Genomic DNA, 15,113 nt, shown 5'->3' on the forward strand with positions numbered 1-15,113 from the left:
TCAACACAACTCCAAGCACTTAATGAGTTCACTACCGTATTCGTTATTCGCCGTCAGGGTGACTTTGCGTTGTTCACCGTGATAGCGCATATCGAGTTCAAGGTCGGCTTCTGGCAATAGGCCCGCCCCTTTCTCCGGCCATTCCACTAAGCAGATGGCATCGGTGGCAAAATAGTCGCGGATCCCCATGAACTCCAGTTCCTCGGGATCGGCAAGGCGGTATAGATCAAAATGGTAAACCTGCCAAGGCGGAAGCTCATAGGGCTCCACCAGGGTATAGGTTGGACTTTTTACATTTCCCTGATGGCCAAGAGAGCGAATAAAACCTCGGCTAAATGTGGTTTTCCCTGCCCCCAAATCACCATGCAGATAAATGGTGGTCTGGCGCTGACAGGCATGAGCCAGCTTGTGGCCTAAATCTACCGTCGCCTGCTCATCGGCGAGCAAGATTTCAAAACTATGCATCATCTTCTTATCTTGGATTTACTAATTGTCGAATATGAGGAAACAAATCACTGGCAAGCATACCACGCTCCCCCTCCGCTGCGCAGCGGTCGGCCGCAGTACTATGGATCCAAACCCCGCACCGCGCCGCCGCAACCAGAGACAACCCCTGTCCCAACAACGCCCCGATGATACCAGATAGCACATCGCCCATCCCGCCTGTCGCCATTCCCGGATTCCCCGCAGGACACACCCAGCATCGGTTACCATCATCGACCAGCGTTCCCGCGCCTTTAAGTACAACGACACCACCGTACTGTTGTTGCAGCACCCTTGCCGCACGGAAGCGGTCTGCCTCCACCTCTTGCACTGAGCAAGCGAGCAGCCTGGCAGCCTCACCGGGGTGGGGAGTAATTATACGATTATTTTTATAGTCAGGTGAACGTGCTAATAAGTTCAATCCATCCGCGTCGACAACGTGGCTTTTTTGAGTCTTGGCCAGTACATTGTACAAAACTTGGCTCCAGCTCGACTGGCCCAGCCCTGGCCCCAATACCAGCACATCGGCCCATTGCAAACGGTGCTCTGCGACTGTTTGCCCCGAGGCTTGCCAGCCAAGGGCCATTATTTCAGGTCTTGCCGCCGCAATTGACAACACATTGTCAGGTTGCGTCAGGGCTGCCACTAAGCCGGCTCCGGTTCTTGCTGCGGCTTCCGCTGCCAGGCGGATCGCACCGCCCATGCCAAGATCGCCACCGGCCAGCAAGATCCGGCCGTGATCACCTTTGTGCGCATCGCGTTGGCGCGGCGGCAGAGAAAGGGCCACATCGGGGGCTTGGATCAGCCAGGCCGAAGGCGGCTCGAGCTGCTCAAAGGCATCGGCCACCTGCAATCCGGCAAACTGTATACGGCCAACATAGCCCGCGGCTTGGCCCGTCCACAGCCCCAGCTTGCTCCCGATAAAGGTCACGGTGGATTGTGCTTTCACCGCCTTGCCGAGCACCTTCCCAGTATCGGCACACAACCCTGAGGGAATGTCGATCGCAATGACTGGCAGCGCGATCCGATTGATCATAGCGATCAGCCGCTGCCCTTCCGGGCGTACCTCGCCCTTGAGCCCCGTGCCCAGCAAAGCATCAATGACCACCTCGATCGAGGCCGGGATCGCCTTTCCCGCTGGCAAGATCTGCCCTCCAGCCGCCAGCCAGGCATCCCGAGCCCGGGCGGCATCGCCATGGAGTTTTGCTCCATCCCCCTGCTGCCAGAGAGTCACCGGAAAACCGGCCTCACGGGCTAGACGGGCAACGACATAGCCATCCCCGCCGTTATTTCCGCCACCGCAACACACCAAAACATGCTGCTGGCGGGTAAAACCTTGCTCAAGCACCTGAAATACCGCCGCACCGGCGCGCTCCATCAGCTGATACATGTCCAACGCTTGCTGGACGGCCACCAGCCGCTCTCCTCGACGCACCTGTTCTGCCCGGTAAAGTTTTCCAGACCATTTTTCCATACCCATGACCCCTCCGTTGTAACGATGACCTCACTTCGCACTGGCAGCAAGCTAAGATCTTCCTGATGATCCTCTCAACATTTGCTGTGAGTGTGGTAAACTTCCGCCCCCAATCCAGCCCGGTACAGCAAGTATGACTATCGACTATCGCGATCTGACCCAAAAAATCAAGCAATGGGGCCAAGAACTTGGCTTCCAGCAGGTTGGGATCAGCGATGTTGATCTGCGCCAGCATGAAGCCCAGCTACAACGCTGGCTTGACGAAGGCTACCACGGCAACATGGACTGGATGGCTCGCCACGGTATGATGCGTGCGCGCCCAGCCGAGCTGCATCCTGGTACCATTCGGGTCATCAGTGCCAGAATGGACTACCTTCCGCCTGAGGCCAACTTTGCCCATAGCTTAAACCATCCCGAAACAGCCTATATCAGCCGCTATGCACTTGGCCGTGACTACCACAAGCTTATCCGCAATCGGCTCAAGCGCCTTGGACAACTCATCGAGCAAGAAGTGGGGCCATTGGGTTATCGCCCCTTCGTCGATTCGGCGCCGATCCTAGAGCGACCGCTCGCAGAGAAAGCCGGGCTGGGGTGGGCCGGTAAGCACTCCTTGCTACTCAACCAGCAGGCGGGATCATGGTTCTTTCTTGGCGAACTATTGATAGATCTACCTTTACCTGTCGATAAACCCGAAGAGAATCAATGTGGTAAGTGTGTAGCCTGTATGACCAGCTGTCCGACACAAGCGATTGTCGAGGAAGGCGTGGTTGATGCAAGACGTTGTATTTCCTACTTGACCATTGAATTTGACGGTGTGATACCGGAAGAGTTCCGCGAAGCCATTGGTAACCGTGTTTACGGCTGTGATGATTGCCAATTGGTTTGCCCATTCAACCGCTTTTCTGACATCACCCGAGAAGCCGACTATCATTGCCGCGACAGTTTACGCCTTCAACCATTGACGACCCTGTATGGCTGGACAGAAGAAGCCTTCTTAAAACATACCGAAGGCTCAGCAATTCGCCGTATCGGTCATATCCAGTGGCTTCGCAACCTCACGATTGCGATGGGGAATGCGCCATACAGCCCCGATATTATTGCGGCACTGGAATCAAGGGAGGGGGAAAGCGCTCTTCTGGATACGCACATTCAGTGGGCTAAAGGGAAGCAACTCGAGAAACGTTGCCAAGATGCTATCAGTGTGCTGCCTGCCAGTACCAAGCGGCTTATCCGCATTGTGAAAAAAGGCTTACCACGCGATGCCTAGCTGGGAAAATAGCCCGGCTACCATATTGCAACCTTATCCACACAGAGTGAGAGTTCGATCAGGCTTCTGAACAAATGTGGAAAACATTTTCAATTTTGCTTCTTTATCTGCTATTTCCAATATTAAACACAGCCCAATATAGACGGCTCAAAAAAAGTTATCCAAACATCCACAGAGTGGATCAAGTTGTATATAAGCCTTGAGTAAAAACAACCAAGACCATACAAAACAACACCTTATGCTGTGGATAGTTTCTTATCGATTATTGTTTTATTGAAGAAGAAAAAGATAAATACAGACTTGTTCACACGGTATCGGCACACGTAATCAACCGACTTACCCACAAGATACTTTTGTGGATAACTCTGTGCACGATCTCAGTATTTTCTATCCGCCACAGGCTTAAGCCCACGAACGACAAGGCATTCAGGCATAGTCTGGTCGGGATAAATTTAGACAGATACGATTCACAGCTCCCTGCTGGCAATTTACATTACCCGTATCAAACCATTCAAAGAGCCTGTGTCGTCATTTGACACCAAACAGAGCATCTGGATATTGCGGGATAAAAATAAACAGCCATAAGGCTGTAGGGGCAATATCTACGATGATGTTTTCGAAGCTGATCGCTTCATAATGGTTCCCGATAACACTATGGTTATGGAACATTGAGACAACACACAAGATTATCGAGAATCGATTAACCCAGGAATGTTGCAATTGAACTAATACTTCACAGTAGTAGCTTTGCCGTTCCCCTGCTCATGCAGCGGCAGCAGAAATTGGAGTGACGTGGCCGACTAGGTACATGAGGTTCCTCGTTGGAGCACATCTATCCTGAAATTGGAGCGACACACGAGGTTCGAACTCGTGACCTCAACCTTGGCAAGGTTGCGCTCTACCAACTGAGCTAGTGTCGCATGTCACTGTTAGGCACAATGAAAGCCATAAATCTGGAGCGACACACGAGGTTCGAACTCGTGACCTCAACCTTGGCAAGGTTGCGCTCTACCAACTGAGCTAGTGTCGCATGTCACTGTTAGGCACAATGAAAGCCATAATCTGGAGCGACACACGAGGTTCGAACTCGTGACCTCAACCTTGGCAAGGTTGCGCTCTACCAACTGAGCTAGTGTCGCATTTCTCAAAAGAGAATTGGTTGCGGGGGCCGGATTTGAACCGACGACCTTCGGGTTATGAGCCCGACGAGCTACCAAGCTGCTCCACCCCGCGTCCGTATTGTGTCACCGTTAAAGTACCGTGAGAACTGTAAACTGGAGCGACACACGAGGTTCGAACTCGTGACCTCAACCTTGGCAAGGTTGCGCTCTACCAACTGAGCTAGTGTCGCATTTCTCAAAAGAGAATTGGTTGCGGGGGCCGGATTTGAACCGACGACCTTCGGGTTATGAGCCCGACGAGCTACCAAGCTGCTCCACCCCGCGTCCGTATTGTGTCACCGTTAAAGTACCGTGAGAACTATAAACTGGAGCGACACACGAGGTTCGAACTCGTGACCTCAACCTTGGCAAGGTTGCGCTCTACCAACTGAGCTAGTGTCGCATTTCTCAAAAGAGAATTGGTTGCGGGGGCCGGATTTGAACCGACGACCTTCGGGTTATGAGCCCGACGAGCTACCAAGCTGCTCCACCCCGCGTCCGTATTGTGTCACCGTTAAAGTACCGTGAGAACTGTAAACTGGAGCGACACACGAGGTTCGAACTCGTGACCTCAACCTTGGCAAGGTTGCGCTCTACCAACTGAGCTAGTGTCGCATTTCTCAAAAGAGAATTGGTTGCGGGGGCCGGATTTGAACCGACGACCTTCGGGTTATGAGCCCGACGAGCTACCAAGCTGCTCCACCCCGCGTCCGTATTGTGTCACCGTTAAAGTACCGTGAGAACTGTAAACTGGAGCGACACACGAGGTTCGAACTCGTGACCTCAACCTTGGCAAGGTTGCGCTCTACCAACTGAGCTAGTGTCGCATTTCTCAAAAGAGAATTGGTTGCGGGGGCCGGATTTGAACCGACGACCTTCGGGTTATGAGCCCGACGAGCTACCAAGCTGCTCCACCCCGCGTCCGTATTGTGTCACCGTTAAAGTACCGTGAGAACTATAAACTGGAGCGACACACGAGGTTCGAACTCGTGACCTCAACCTTGGCAAGGTTGCGCTCTACCAACTGAGCTAGTGTCGCATGTCACTGTTAGGCACAATGAAAGCCATAATCTGGAGCGACACACGAGGTTCGAACTCGTGACCTCAACCTTGGCAAGGTTGCGCTCTACCAACTGAGCTAGTGTCGCATGTCACTGTTAGGCACAATGAAAGCCATAAATCTGGAGCGACACACGAGGTTCGAACTCGTGACCTCAACCTTGGCAAGGTTGCGCTCTACCAACTGAGCTAGTGTCGCATGTCACTGTTAGGCACAATGAAAGCCATAATCTGGAGCGACACACGAGGTTCGAACTCGTGACCTCAACCTTGGCAAGGTTGCGCTCTACCAACTGAGCTAGTGTCGCATGTCACTGTTAGGCACAATGAAAGCCATAAATCTGGAGCGACACACGAGGTTCGAACTCGTGACCTCAACCTTGGCAAGGTTGCGCTCTACCAACTGAGCTAGTGTCGCATTTCTCAAAAGAGAATTGGTTGCGGGGGCCGGATTTGAACCGACGACCTTCGGGTTATGAGCCCGACGAGCTACCAAGCTGCTCCACCCCGCGTCCGTATTATATTGAAAGGCAAACAAACTAAGAATTGCCTTTCGAGGCTGCGCATTATACGAGGAAATGAGAGGGATGCAATAGTTCTCAAAAAAAATTTGATCTTTCTAAGCCAACCGTCTATTTCCTCATCAAATTTTCATTATTTGCTCACGATAATAACGTAACTCAGCGATCGAGTCGCGAATATCATCCAATGCTAAGTGGCTGCCCTTCTTACTAAAACCATCCAACACTTCTGGTTTCCAGCGACGCGTCAGCTCCTTAAGGGTACTGACATCCAAATAGCGGTAATGGAAATACTGCTCCAACTCAGGCATGTGCTTGTAGAGGAAACGACGATCCTGGCCAATGCTATTGCCGCAGATTGGTGACGCCCCTTTCGGTACCCACTGCTCCAGGAATGCGATAGTCTGGCGCACCGCTTCCTCTTCGCTCACCGTACTCTGACGGATCCTCTCAACCAGTCCGCTATTGGTATGGGTAGTGGTGCACCACTCATCCATCTTGGCCAGTTCGGTCTCAGGCTGATGAATCGCCAATACCGGCCCCTCCGCCAGAACATTGAGCTGTGCGTCAGTCACAATTGTCGCAATTTCAATGATTTTGTGGGTTTCGGGATCCAACCCGGTCATTTCTAAATCGATCCAAATTAGGTTCTGATCGCTGATCATCATCGGATATTGCCTATTCTATGAGTAAACCATGTATGATAATACCAAACTAGCGTCCTTGCCGAGGCTGCAACTGCAGGTTTTTCGGCGGGCGACTCATCGGTATATTACCGTAAGCCAACTTAACTGAACGATATTCTTGTGGCAAAAAAGAAAAAGCTTACTAAAGGTCAGAGCCGCCGAGTGCGCTCTAACCAAAACAAACGACTGAAACGCGAAAAAGATGATATTCAGTGGGATGAAGCCCTGCTGGAGTCGGTCCGCGAAGGCTTGGTGATCACCCGATTCGGCCAACATGCCGACATCGAGGATCCTGCAACCGGGATCATTCATCGCTGCAACCTGCGCCGGAGCATTCAAAGCCTGGTGTCAGGGGATCGTGTAGTCTGGCGGCCAGGTGTTGAGGCACTACAAGGCATCGCCGGTGTCGTAGAAGCCGTCCACGAGCGTAAATCGATGCTGACCCGCCCCGACTACTATGATGGTGTCAAAGCCGTAGCGGCAAACGTCAACCAGATCATCATTGTATCGGCGGTGTTGCCCGAGCTATCGCTCAATATAATCGATCGCTACCTGATCGCGGCCGAAACCGTCGGTATTCCCCCGTTGATTGTCCTCAATAAGGTCGATCTGCTTGAGGCCGATGAGCGCAAACAGGTTACAGAAACCCTCGCTTTGTACCAAGAGATTGGCTATGAAGTGCGCTTAGTCAGCTCGGAAACCGGCGAAGGGCTCGATCGCTTGCGCGAAGATCTCAAGGGCCATATCAGCATTTTTGCCGGCCAGTCCGGGGTCGGTAAATCGAGCCTAGTCAACGCCCTGATGCCTGAAGTGGACGCCGAGGTAGGGGATGTGTCAGAAAACTCCGGCCTTGGCCAGCATACGACCACTGCAGCGCGCTTGTACCATTTCCCGGACGGAGGCGATCTGATCGACTCTCCGGGGGTACGAGAGTTTGGCCTGTGGCACCTCGAACCCGAGCAGGTCACCAAGGCATTCGTGGAGTTCCGCGATTATTTGGGCGGCTGTAAGTTCCGTGACTGCAAACACGGCAATGATCCGGGCTGTATCATCCGTGAAGCCGTGGAAGAAGGAAAAATCCACCAGGCTCGCTATGACAGCTACCACAAAATCATCGACAGCATGTCCGAGAATGTCGCTAACCGCCAGTTCTCGCGCAACAAGCCTGATTGATCTGTATAGCCGCTCCCCGCTTAGACGGGGAGCCATAACCTCGACAGCAAGTAACTGACTTTACCCGGTAAGTTAGGTATTATGACGAGCCAAAGTTATAATTACGTAACTACCTTGTTGAAAGACTCACTGTTTCTGGACGATACCGTGCACGACAATTTCAAAATCGGCTTGCAGTACTGCGCGCCAAAGCAAACCCTGACTCAACTCGCTGGCAAACTGGCCTCCCTGAAGGCTGGCAAACTCACTACCGCGGTGATCCGCTGGTTCATCCGCCAGTACGGCATTGATATGAATGAGGCACGTAACCCAGATCCTACGGCTTACGATACCTTCAACGACTTCTTTGTCCGTGAACTCAAAGACGGTGCCCGCCCAATCAATGACGATGCCGCAGTTATCTGCCATCCGGCCGATGCCTGTGTCAGCCAACTGGGTCCAATCACCGACGGTGCGCTTATCCAGGCAAAAGGCCACACCTATGAGGCCTTAGAGCTACTGGGTGGCGACCAGGCACTGGCCGATGAATTCCAGGACGGCCACTTTGCCACGCTGTACCTGTCCCCGAAGGACTACCACCGCGTCCACATGCCGTGCGACGGCACCCTACGCCATATGGTCTACATTCCGGGCGACCTGTTCTCGGTAAACCCACTGACCGCAAAAAATGTACCCAACCTGTTTGCCCGCAACGAGCGTGTGGTGTGCATTTTCGACACCGACTTTGGCCCGATGGCCCAAGTCCTGGTCGGAGCAACGATTGTTGGCAGTATTGAAACGGTGTGGGCCGGTACCATCACCCCACCGCGCAGCCCGGAGATCCACCGCTGGAATTACCCAGCCGAGGGCGAACAAGCCATTACCCTGAAGAAAGGGGATGAAATGGGTCGCTTCAAGCTAGGCTCGACGGTGATCAACCTGTTCCCGAAAAATGCCATCGAGTTTGTCGACGGCCTAGAAGCCGGTGTCCCGACCCAAATGGGCAGTGCCTATGCAACCCGCGTTTCCGGCGAGCAACCAGAAGTCTAAATGGTTAACATTTTTGAACAAAAAGGGCCTTCGACGGCCCTTTTTTTATGCAAAAAATTGACCATATCGAGGAAAATATCACCACCCAAATAGTATGCTGGGATCAGTCAATAATATAAGCAAACCAACACACTATGAAAAAAATCTCTGTCTCCCAGCTCGTTAAGCTGCTGGTCGCATTCGGGATCCCGCTCGGGATTCTGATGTTGCCAATTGATGCCATCCCTATCGCTGAATTAACTGTTTCCCAGCATCGCCTGCTGGCCATCTTCGCCCTGGCAGCCCTGTTATGGGTACTTGAGCCCGTTCCAGTCTTTGCCACCTCGATCCTGATCATTACCTCACAACTGATCATGATCTCCGACAGCGGACTGCATACCTTCCGCTCCCCGCCCGCCGGTCATGAAATGGGGGAGGTTCTCAAGTACACCGATATCCTCGGCTCATTCTCGTCACCTATTATCATCCTGTTCATGGGCGGATTTGCCCTTGCGATTGCTGCCTCCAAATATGAGCTGGACAACAACCTGGCACGGGTCCTACTCAGACCGTTTGGCACCCAACCGAAGTATATTATGCTCGGCCTGATGCTGATCACCGCGGTGTTTTCGATGTTCATGTCCAACACCGCTACCACCGTGATGATGCTAGCCCTGCTGGCCCCCATCGTCGCTTCGGTTCCCAAGGGGGACGTAGGTATCAAGGCACTAGTGCTGTGTATCCCGATCGCCGCCAATACCGGTGGGATCGCGACCCCAATCGGCACACCGCCCAACGCCATCGCCCTGCAATATTTAACCGGCGACAATGCCATCAGCTTCCTGGGCTGGATGATGATTGGCCTGCCATTTGTCATACTCCAACTGGCTTTTGCCTGGTGGTTACTGCAGAAGATGTTCCCATCGACCCAGACTCATATGCAGCTCCAGCTCAATGGCCAATTCCAGAAAAGCTGGCAGGCCATCGTGGTTTACATCACTTTCGCCCTGACCATTCTGCTCTGGATGACCAGCTCGCTGCATGGCATGAACGTCTATGTGGTGTCCATTATCCCACTTGCCGTATTCACCCTGACCGGGATCATGGGTAAAGAAGAAATCAAGCTGATCAACTGGGAAGTACTTTGGCTGGTCGCCGGTGGTATCGCCATTGGCCTAGCTCTGGACAAGACTGGCCTGGCCAGCGCCCTAGCCCATGCGGTCGACTACGACGCGCTATCGCCGATTGCCGTGGTACTGACCCTGTCTATCATCTGCTGGCTGATGGCGAACTTCATGTCCAATACCGCAACGGCCAACCTATTGATCCCGATTGCCGCTGCAGTTGCAGCATCGATGGAGAGCCTAGCATCACTCGGCGGCCTGCAGGGTGTACTGGTCGTCGTGGCCTTCTCGGCCTCGCTCGGTATGATCCTGCCGGTCTCAACCCCGCCAAACTCCCTGGCCTACTCAACCGGGCTTATTGAAAGTAAAGATATGGCCAAGACCGGCCTTATCATTGGCGTGGTCGGCCTTGCAGTGGTCTATCTCGGTGCAATGGTACTCACCTGATAATACCGGCTCCCAAACTGTGAAGGCGGCATATGCCGCCTTCACACAAGCTAACGATTTCGAAGCGTCAATAGCACATTTCTGTTAACACGATCACTTTAATTATGTGAATTATCCATGATGATCATTCACCTTCCGCCAAGGGGGTTTTCGCTTTGCCCCTGGCCCACATCGCTCCGCTAAACACACCGGAAATGCCACCTCTATAACACCAACATCAGGCAGCCGAGAGAGATAACCATGAAGCTAACGATCAAACATAAGATTCAACTGGCGATTGCAGTGATTATCGCCACCGTCAGTGCCGTCCAGGCCTGGATTTCCATCTCCCAGCTCCGGCAGGAGACCACCACCGCCATCAACAACCAGATGCGCGATATTGCCCAGGGCACCAGCAGCAATATCAGCGACTGGCTCAGCATCCGCAGCGATATGATGCAGGCCAACGAGTCTCTGATCGCCAACCAGGAGAATGTCGACCGCGAACTGTTGCTGACTAAGCGGGCCGGCCAGTTCCTGTCCGTCTACGCCGGTTTCAATGATGGTACGATCGCCTATGGCGATAAAGCCGAAGACTGGCCAGGGGATTATGACCCGCGCACCCGGCCCTGGTACCAAGATGCCATGCGCCAAAATGGTCTGATCCTGACCGAACCTTACGAGGACTTCGATGGCAGCATGGTGGTCAGCTTTGCCAAAGCCTTCGAGGGCCAGTACCGCGGCGTACTGGCCGCCGATCTGACCATCACCGACATTATCGACCAGGTCCTCAACTTGCAGCTGGACAACAACGGTTTCGCCTTCTTAGTCGATGGCAGCAACAATATCGTCGCCTACCGCGATGAGTCACTCAGCCAGCAGCCGTTGACCCAGCTGGACCGGGATCTGACCCCGCAGTTGCTCCAGCAGTTGGTGGCCAACCCGGCTATCCACACCTTCTACCTCGATAGCGACGGCAAAGACAAGCTGATCTATGCCACTCCCATCGCCGGTACTGACTGGACCCTCGCCTTGGTGGAAGACAAGGACCTAGCATTTGCTTCCATCGGCGAGCAGATCACCTTTGTCCTGCTGGCCTCCGTCGGTCTATATATAGTTATTGCGGCAATCGCCACCCTTATTATCAACAACCTGCTTCGCCCGCTATCACACCTGAGCGACTCGGTCGCCCAATTGGCCGAGGGCCAGGGTGATCTTACCCAGCGGATCGATATCGAGAGGATGGACGAAATCGGCATACTGGCCGACAACATGAACCGCTTCCTCGGCCAGCTGCAAACCATGATCAAAGGCGTGGTCAGCCAGTCAAACCGCCTCGGCGAGCAGGCTGAGCTGTCCGCCCGGCAAACCGAGCAAGCGAACCTGAAGGTCAACGAGCAACAGAACGACATCAACCAGATTGCCACCGCCATCCACGAGATGTCAGCCACCTCTGCCGAGGTGGCCAGCCATGCCGAAATGACGGCAGCCGCGGCTCAGGCTTCCACCAGCTCTTGCGAGCAGGGACAGGGGGTGATCAGCCAAAACCGCAACGCCATTACCTCGCTGGCCACCCAGGTACAGGACGCAGCCAGCGTGATCCACGAACTGGAAAATAATGCCCAGAACATCAATCAGATCCTGTCGACTATCCAGGGCATTGCCGAGCAGACTAACTTACTGGCCCTCAACGCCGCCATTGAAGCGGCCCGGGCGGGCGAGCAAGGACGCGGCTTTGCTGTTGTTGCCGATGAAGTGCGAGTGTTGAGCCAGCGCACCCATGATTCGACGGAGGAAATCCGGGCGATGATCGAAACCCTGCAGCAAAACACCCGCCAGGCCGTCGACAGTATGCAGGCCAGCACCAACCTGGCCGGAGAAAGTGTGGGGTTTGCCGAAGCCGCCAGCGATAGCCTGAGCCAAATCACCCAGGCGATCAGCGAAATCTCGGATATGGCCACCCAGATCGCCAGCGCCGCCGAAGAGCAGCGTGCCGTCAGCGAAGACATCAGCCGTAACACCCAGGCCATCAAGGATGTATCCGATCACCTGTCGGTCCAAACCGATGCCGTCACCGACAGTGCCAGGGAGATGCATGCCACCGCCGCCAGCATGTGCCGTGATGTATCGCGCTTTAGGGTCTGATGTCCCCCGGTATTGTTCTTACTTTCCAAAGCCGCCCTGCCGGGTGGCTTTCTTTTGCCTGTTACCTCGCAAATCCAAAAAATAGGTTTTCATTTCCCCTCCGCTTTTTTCTCCATTACTGGATATGGCTGCCAATTCCGACGCCTTCCCCTCCACAGTCGCCCGCAACCACTACACTATGCACGGAAGCAAATTAAACAGAACATACAGCGAGGATCGAACATGAAATCACGGCCTTTCAAAGCCCTACTGCTCACCATGGCGGCGGCATCACTGACCAATGCCCAAGCGGCGGACTGGAGCTATACGGGAGAGCACGGCGTTGATCACTGGGGCAAGCACTTTACCACCTGCGGCGAGGGAGCCAACCAGACCCCGATCGATATCAAGCGTACTATCAAGGCGGAGCTGGCTCCGCTGCATATCGACTACCAGGGCAAGGTCCGCGAGGTGATCAACAACGGCCATACCGTGCAGGCCAATGTCGAGGGCAAGAACCAGTTGATCATCGACGGCCAAACCTTCGATCTCCAGCAGTTCCACTTCCATACCCCGTCGGAAAACTTTATTGCCGGCAAGCAATTCCCGCTTGAGGTGCATTTTGTCCATGCCAATGCCGAGGGCCAACTGGCAGTGGTCGCCGCGATGTTCAAGACAGGTCCTAGGGGCAACGAGGCTTTCGATGGCCTGCTGGCAACAGTTCCCGAAAAAAACCAAACCGTACCACTCGACAACGCCCTGAACCCGGCGGATCTGCTGCCGAGGGAGCGTGAGTATTACCGCTTCAGCGGCTCGCTGACCACCCCGCCATGCAGCGAAGGGGTGCGCTGGTTTGTGATGCGCGAAGCCCAAACCGGTACCGAGCAGCAAATCGACAGCCTGCACCAGGTGATGGGCGACAATGCCCGCCCGCTGCAGCCGCTCAATGCCCGGGTAGTGCTGGAATAAGCGCTTAGCCTTAGTGTATTGCCACGATAACCGGCGCAGTGACTGACGCGCCGGCATTTCCCGTATTTTTTCCCGCTGGCCAAAGCCCTTATCCGACAATCTCCTTGCGTCCCATTGCGGATATCCCGCAAGATCCCCTTTACCAATAAGGATATCGCCACACGATTCAAGGATAAGCATGAACTACGAATGGCTGGCTCTGCTTTCCTCAACCTCGCCGATCATGATCCTGCCACTTTTATGGCTACACACAAGGCAGCGGCCACCTACAGCTGCCTGGCTTGGTGCCGTAATCGCAGTGCTGAGTACCATGATGATACTGGCGCACTAATCACAAGTGATAATTATTTGCATTTGAATGGAAGTTTGATTATGCTTTGACCTGTTTGGTTAAGGCGCCTTGGAATCCGCCCCTGCGACGACACCACAACGAGAGATACGATAGTCCGCATAATACTGGCTGTTCCCCCAGCTTGATTGGCCGCGGCAGCGATACCCTCCTGCCACCAGGGGTATGAACCTTTTCGGTCAGCAGAAACAAACCGCGCGGCAATCTTGCCGCGCGGCTCATTGGTCCAGCGACTCACCAAGTAGCGAGCCTTCCTCGCCAGCCCTCAAGATCAGCGATCAGGCGATAGTGATCGGAAACGCACTGACTTGATCAATGTGATCCACCCCCAACGACAGCATGATCAAACGATCCACCCCGAGGGCAACACCGGCGCAATCCGGGAACCCAGCGCGCAGCGCTTCGACCAAGTGCATATCGATAGGCTGCGGGGACAACCCCATTTCTTGGCGCTTACGGTTATCAGCCTCAAAGCGGGACATTTGCTCATCGCCATCGGACAGCTCGTGGAAGCCATTGGCCAGCTCAACGCCCTTGAAGTACACCTCGAAGCGCTCGGCAACCCGACTATCCAGTGGGTTGATCTGGGCCAGTGCTGCCTGCGAGGCCGGAAAATCATAGACAAAAGCCGGCGTTTGCTGACCAATCTTCGGTTCGACCCCCACGCTGAACAGCAGCTGCAGCAAAGTATCGCGATCCTGCTCAGGCTCGGCAATATCGGCCAGCCCCAACCCGGCAGCGACGACCTTTAGCTCGGCCATGCTGCCTTCCAACGGGCAGACCCCCAGCACGTCAACAAAGGCCTGCTGGTAGGTCATCCGCTCGGCTTCGTCGCATTTCAGTACCAATTGCAGCAAGTCATCCATCTCATCCATAAGAGCATGATGATCAAAGCCAGGCCGGTACCACTCCAGCATAGTAAATTCCGGATTGTGAAAGCGGCCAGATTCTTCGTTACGAAACGATTTGCAAATCTGATAGATAGGCCCGCTACCCGCGGCCAGCAGCCGCTTCATATGGAACTCAGGGCTGGTCATCAGGTATAGCTGCTGACCGTCGGCATAACCCGGGCCGACAAAGGTCGTCTGGAAGGTGTGGAGATGGATGTCGGTCACCGTTGCCTGGCTCATCGCCGGGGTATCGACTTCCATTACCTCACGCAGGGTGAAGAAATCGCGGATCGCCGCCAGGATCGCCGCTCGTTGCTTGAGGCGGCCGAGAGGGGCTGTAGGTTGCCAGTGGGTAGTCATAGCCTGAAATCATCAACAGTTATTAGGTGGATTGAAGCGC

General features: G+C 54.2%; 11 protein-coding genes and 18 tRNA genes. 7 read left to right on the forward strand and 22 right to left on the reverse strand.

The window, feature by feature from the left end:
• The gene (tsaE, locus tag PTW35_RS16265) at positions 1-465 is read right to left on the reverse strand and encodes a tRNA (adenosine(37)-N6)-threonylcarbamoyltransferase complex ATPase subunit type 1 TsaE (RefSeq protein ID WP_281027537.1); all 465 of its coding nucleotides are present in this window, start codon (positions 463-465) and stop codon (positions 1-3) included.
• A gap of 7 nt (positions 466-472) precedes the next feature.
• Positions 473-1,963: an NAD(P)H-hydrate dehydratase gene (locus tag PTW35_RS16270; RefSeq protein ID WP_281025859.1), complete on the reverse strand. Its 1,491-nt coding sequence runs from the start codon at positions 1,961-1,963 to the stop codon at positions 473-475.
• A gap of 133 nt (positions 1,964-2,096) precedes the next feature.
• Between PTW35_RS16270 and queG the strand changes: the two genes are divergently transcribed.
• Entirely contained in the window at positions 2,097-3,224 is a 1,128-nt protein-coding gene (queG, locus tag PTW35_RS16275) for a tRNA epoxyqueuosine(34) reductase QueG (protein ID WP_281027538.1), read from the forward strand.
• 844 nt (positions 3,225-4,068) lie between these two features.
• On the opposite strand, the gene PTW35_RS16280 is transcribed toward queG, so the two are convergent.
• The 19 genes from PTW35_RS16280 to orn all read right to left on the reverse strand — a co-directional run bounded on the left by PTW35_RS16280 (position 4,069) and on the right by orn (position 6,632).
• Positions 4,069-4,144: transfer RNA gene (locus PTW35_RS16280), tRNA-Gly, on the reverse strand.
• A 34-nt stretch (positions 4,145-4,178) separates the two neighbouring features.
• Positions 4,179-4,254: transfer RNA gene (locus PTW35_RS16285), tRNA-Gly, on the reverse strand.
• Positions 4,255-4,287: 33 nt separating this feature from the next.
• Positions 4,288-4,363: transfer RNA gene (locus PTW35_RS16290), tRNA-Gly, on the reverse strand.
• 17 nt (positions 4,364-4,380) lie between these two features.
• Positions 4,381-4,457: transfer RNA gene (locus PTW35_RS16295), tRNA-Met, on the reverse strand.
• A 42-nt stretch (positions 4,458-4,499) separates the two neighbouring features.
• Positions 4,500-4,575, reverse strand: a tRNA-Gly gene (locus tag PTW35_RS16300).
• A 17-nt stretch (positions 4,576-4,592) separates the two neighbouring features.
• Positions 4,593-4,669, reverse strand: a tRNA-Met gene (locus PTW35_RS16305).
• Between the two features lie 42 nt (positions 4,670-4,711).
• Positions 4,712-4,787, reverse strand: a tRNA-Gly gene (locus PTW35_RS16310).
• Positions 4,788-4,804: 17 nt separating this feature from the next.
• Positions 4,805-4,881: transfer RNA gene (locus PTW35_RS16315), tRNA-Met, on the reverse strand.
• 42 nt (positions 4,882-4,923) lie between these two features.
• A tRNA-Gly gene (locus tag PTW35_RS16320) sits at positions 4,924-4,999 on the reverse strand.
• A 17-nt stretch (positions 5,000-5,016) separates the two neighbouring features.
• A tRNA-Met gene (locus PTW35_RS16325) sits at positions 5,017-5,093 on the reverse strand.
• Between the two features lie 42 nt (positions 5,094-5,135).
• Positions 5,136-5,211: transfer RNA gene (locus PTW35_RS16330), tRNA-Gly, on the reverse strand.
• A 17-nt stretch (positions 5,212-5,228) separates the two neighbouring features.
• A tRNA-Met gene (locus tag PTW35_RS16335) sits at positions 5,229-5,305 on the reverse strand.
• 42 nt (positions 5,306-5,347) lie between these two features.
• Positions 5,348-5,423: transfer RNA gene (locus PTW35_RS16340), tRNA-Gly, on the reverse strand.
• Positions 5,424-5,456: 33 nt separating this feature from the next.
• A tRNA-Gly gene (locus tag PTW35_RS16345) sits at positions 5,457-5,532 on the reverse strand.
• Positions 5,533-5,566: 34 nt separating this feature from the next.
• A tRNA-Gly gene (locus PTW35_RS16350) sits at positions 5,567-5,642 on the reverse strand.
• Positions 5,643-5,675: 33 nt separating this feature from the next.
• A tRNA-Gly gene (locus tag PTW35_RS16355) sits at positions 5,676-5,751 on the reverse strand.
• Positions 5,752-5,785: 34 nt separating this feature from the next.
• A tRNA-Gly gene (locus PTW35_RS16360) sits at positions 5,786-5,861 on the reverse strand.
• Positions 5,862-5,878: 17 nt separating this feature from the next.
• Positions 5,879-5,955, reverse strand: a tRNA-Met gene (locus tag PTW35_RS16365).
• A 131-nt stretch (positions 5,956-6,086) separates the two neighbouring features.
• Positions 6,087-6,632 (reverse strand): oligoribonuclease, encoded by a 546-nt coding sequence (orn, locus tag PTW35_RS16370; RefSeq protein ID WP_281025860.1) that lies wholly within the window; start codon positions 6,630-6,632, stop codon positions 6,087-6,089.
• Positions 6,633-6,770: 138 nt separating this feature from the next.
• Between orn and rsgA the strand changes: the two genes are divergently transcribed.
• The 6 genes from rsgA to PTW35_RS16400 all read left to right on the forward strand — a co-directional run bounded on the left by rsgA (position 6,771) and on the right by PTW35_RS16400 (position 13,805).
• Positions 6,771-7,823 (forward strand): small ribosomal subunit biogenesis GTPase RsgA, encoded by a 1,053-nt coding sequence (rsgA, locus tag PTW35_RS16375; RefSeq protein ID WP_281025861.1) that lies wholly within the window; start codon positions 6,771-6,773, stop codon positions 7,821-7,823.
• Positions 7,824-7,970: 147 nt separating this feature from the next.
• Positions 7,971-8,852, forward strand: coding sequence for an archaetidylserine decarboxylase (gene asd / locus PTW35_RS16380; protein WP_281027539.1), 882 nt, complete (start codon positions 7,971-7,973; stop codon positions 8,850-8,852).
• A gap of 134 nt (positions 8,853-8,986) precedes the next feature.
• On the forward strand, positions 8,987-10,402 hold the full coding sequence (locus PTW35_RS16385) for an SLC13 family permease (protein WP_281025862.1): 1,416 nt from the start codon (positions 8,987-8,989) through the stop codon (positions 10,400-10,402).
• A 240-nt stretch (positions 10,403-10,642) separates the two neighbouring features.
• The gene (locus PTW35_RS16390; RefSeq protein WP_281025863.1) at positions 10,643-12,526 is read left to right on the forward strand and encodes a methyl-accepting chemotaxis protein; all 1,884 of its coding nucleotides are present in this window, start codon (positions 10,643-10,645) and stop codon (positions 12,524-12,526) included.
• A gap of 222 nt (positions 12,527-12,748) precedes the next feature.
• On the forward strand, positions 12,749-13,474 hold the full coding sequence (locus tag PTW35_RS16395) for a carbonic anhydrase family protein (RefSeq protein ID WP_281025864.1): 726 nt from the start codon (positions 12,749-12,751) through the stop codon (positions 13,472-13,474).
• A gap of 178 nt (positions 13,475-13,652) precedes the next feature.
• Positions 13,653-13,805, forward strand: a complete 153-nt coding sequence (locus tag PTW35_RS16400) for a hypothetical protein (RefSeq protein WP_281025865.1) — start codon at positions 13,653-13,655, stop codon at positions 13,803-13,805.
• Positions 13,806-14,101: 296 nt separating this feature from the next.
• On the opposite strand, the gene epmA is transcribed toward PTW35_RS16400, so the two are convergent.
• Complete coding sequence (epmA, locus tag PTW35_RS16405; protein ID WP_281025866.1) at positions 14,102-15,073, reverse strand: elongation factor P--(R)-beta-lysine ligase; 972 nt, start codon at positions 15,071-15,073, stop codon at positions 14,102-14,104.
• Positions 15,074-15,113: the final 40 nt, after the last annotated feature.

It is taken from the genome of Photobacterium sp. DA100 (assembly GCF_029223585.1).
In the GTDB taxonomy this organism is placed as follows: Bacteria; Pseudomonadota; Gammaproteobacteria; order Enterobacterales; family Vibrionaceae; genus Photobacterium.

Coding starts and splice junctions, on each gene's coding strand:
- tsaE (WP_281027537.1), bottom strand. CDS start 465: ATGCATAGTTTTGAAATCTTGCTCGCCGATGAGCAGGCGACGGTAGAT.
- PTW35_RS16270 (WP_281025859.1), bottom strand. CDS start 1,963: ATGGGTATGGAAAAATGGTCTGGAAAACTTTACCGGGCAGAACAGGTG.
- orn (WP_281025860.1), bottom strand. CDS start 6,632: ATGATGATCAGCGATCAGAACCTAATTTGGATCGATTTAGAAATGACC.
- PTW35_RS16385 (WP_281025862.1), top strand. CDS start 8,987: ATGAAAAAAATCTCTGTCTCCCAGCTCGTTAAGCTGCTGGTCGCATTC.
- PTW35_RS16390 (WP_281025863.1), top strand. CDS start 10,643: ATGAAGCTAACGATCAAACATAAGATTCAACTGGCGATTGCAGTGATT.
- PTW35_RS16395 (WP_281025864.1), top strand. CDS start 12,749: ATGAAATCACGGCCTTTCAAAGCCCTACTGCTCACCATGGCGGCGGCA.
- PTW35_RS16400 (WP_281025865.1), top strand. CDS start 13,653: ATGAACTACGAATGGCTGGCTCTGCTTTCCTCAACCTCGCCGATCATG.
- epmA (WP_281025866.1), bottom strand. CDS start 15,073: ATGACTACCCACTGGCAACCTACAGCCCCTCTCGGCCGCCTCAAGCAA.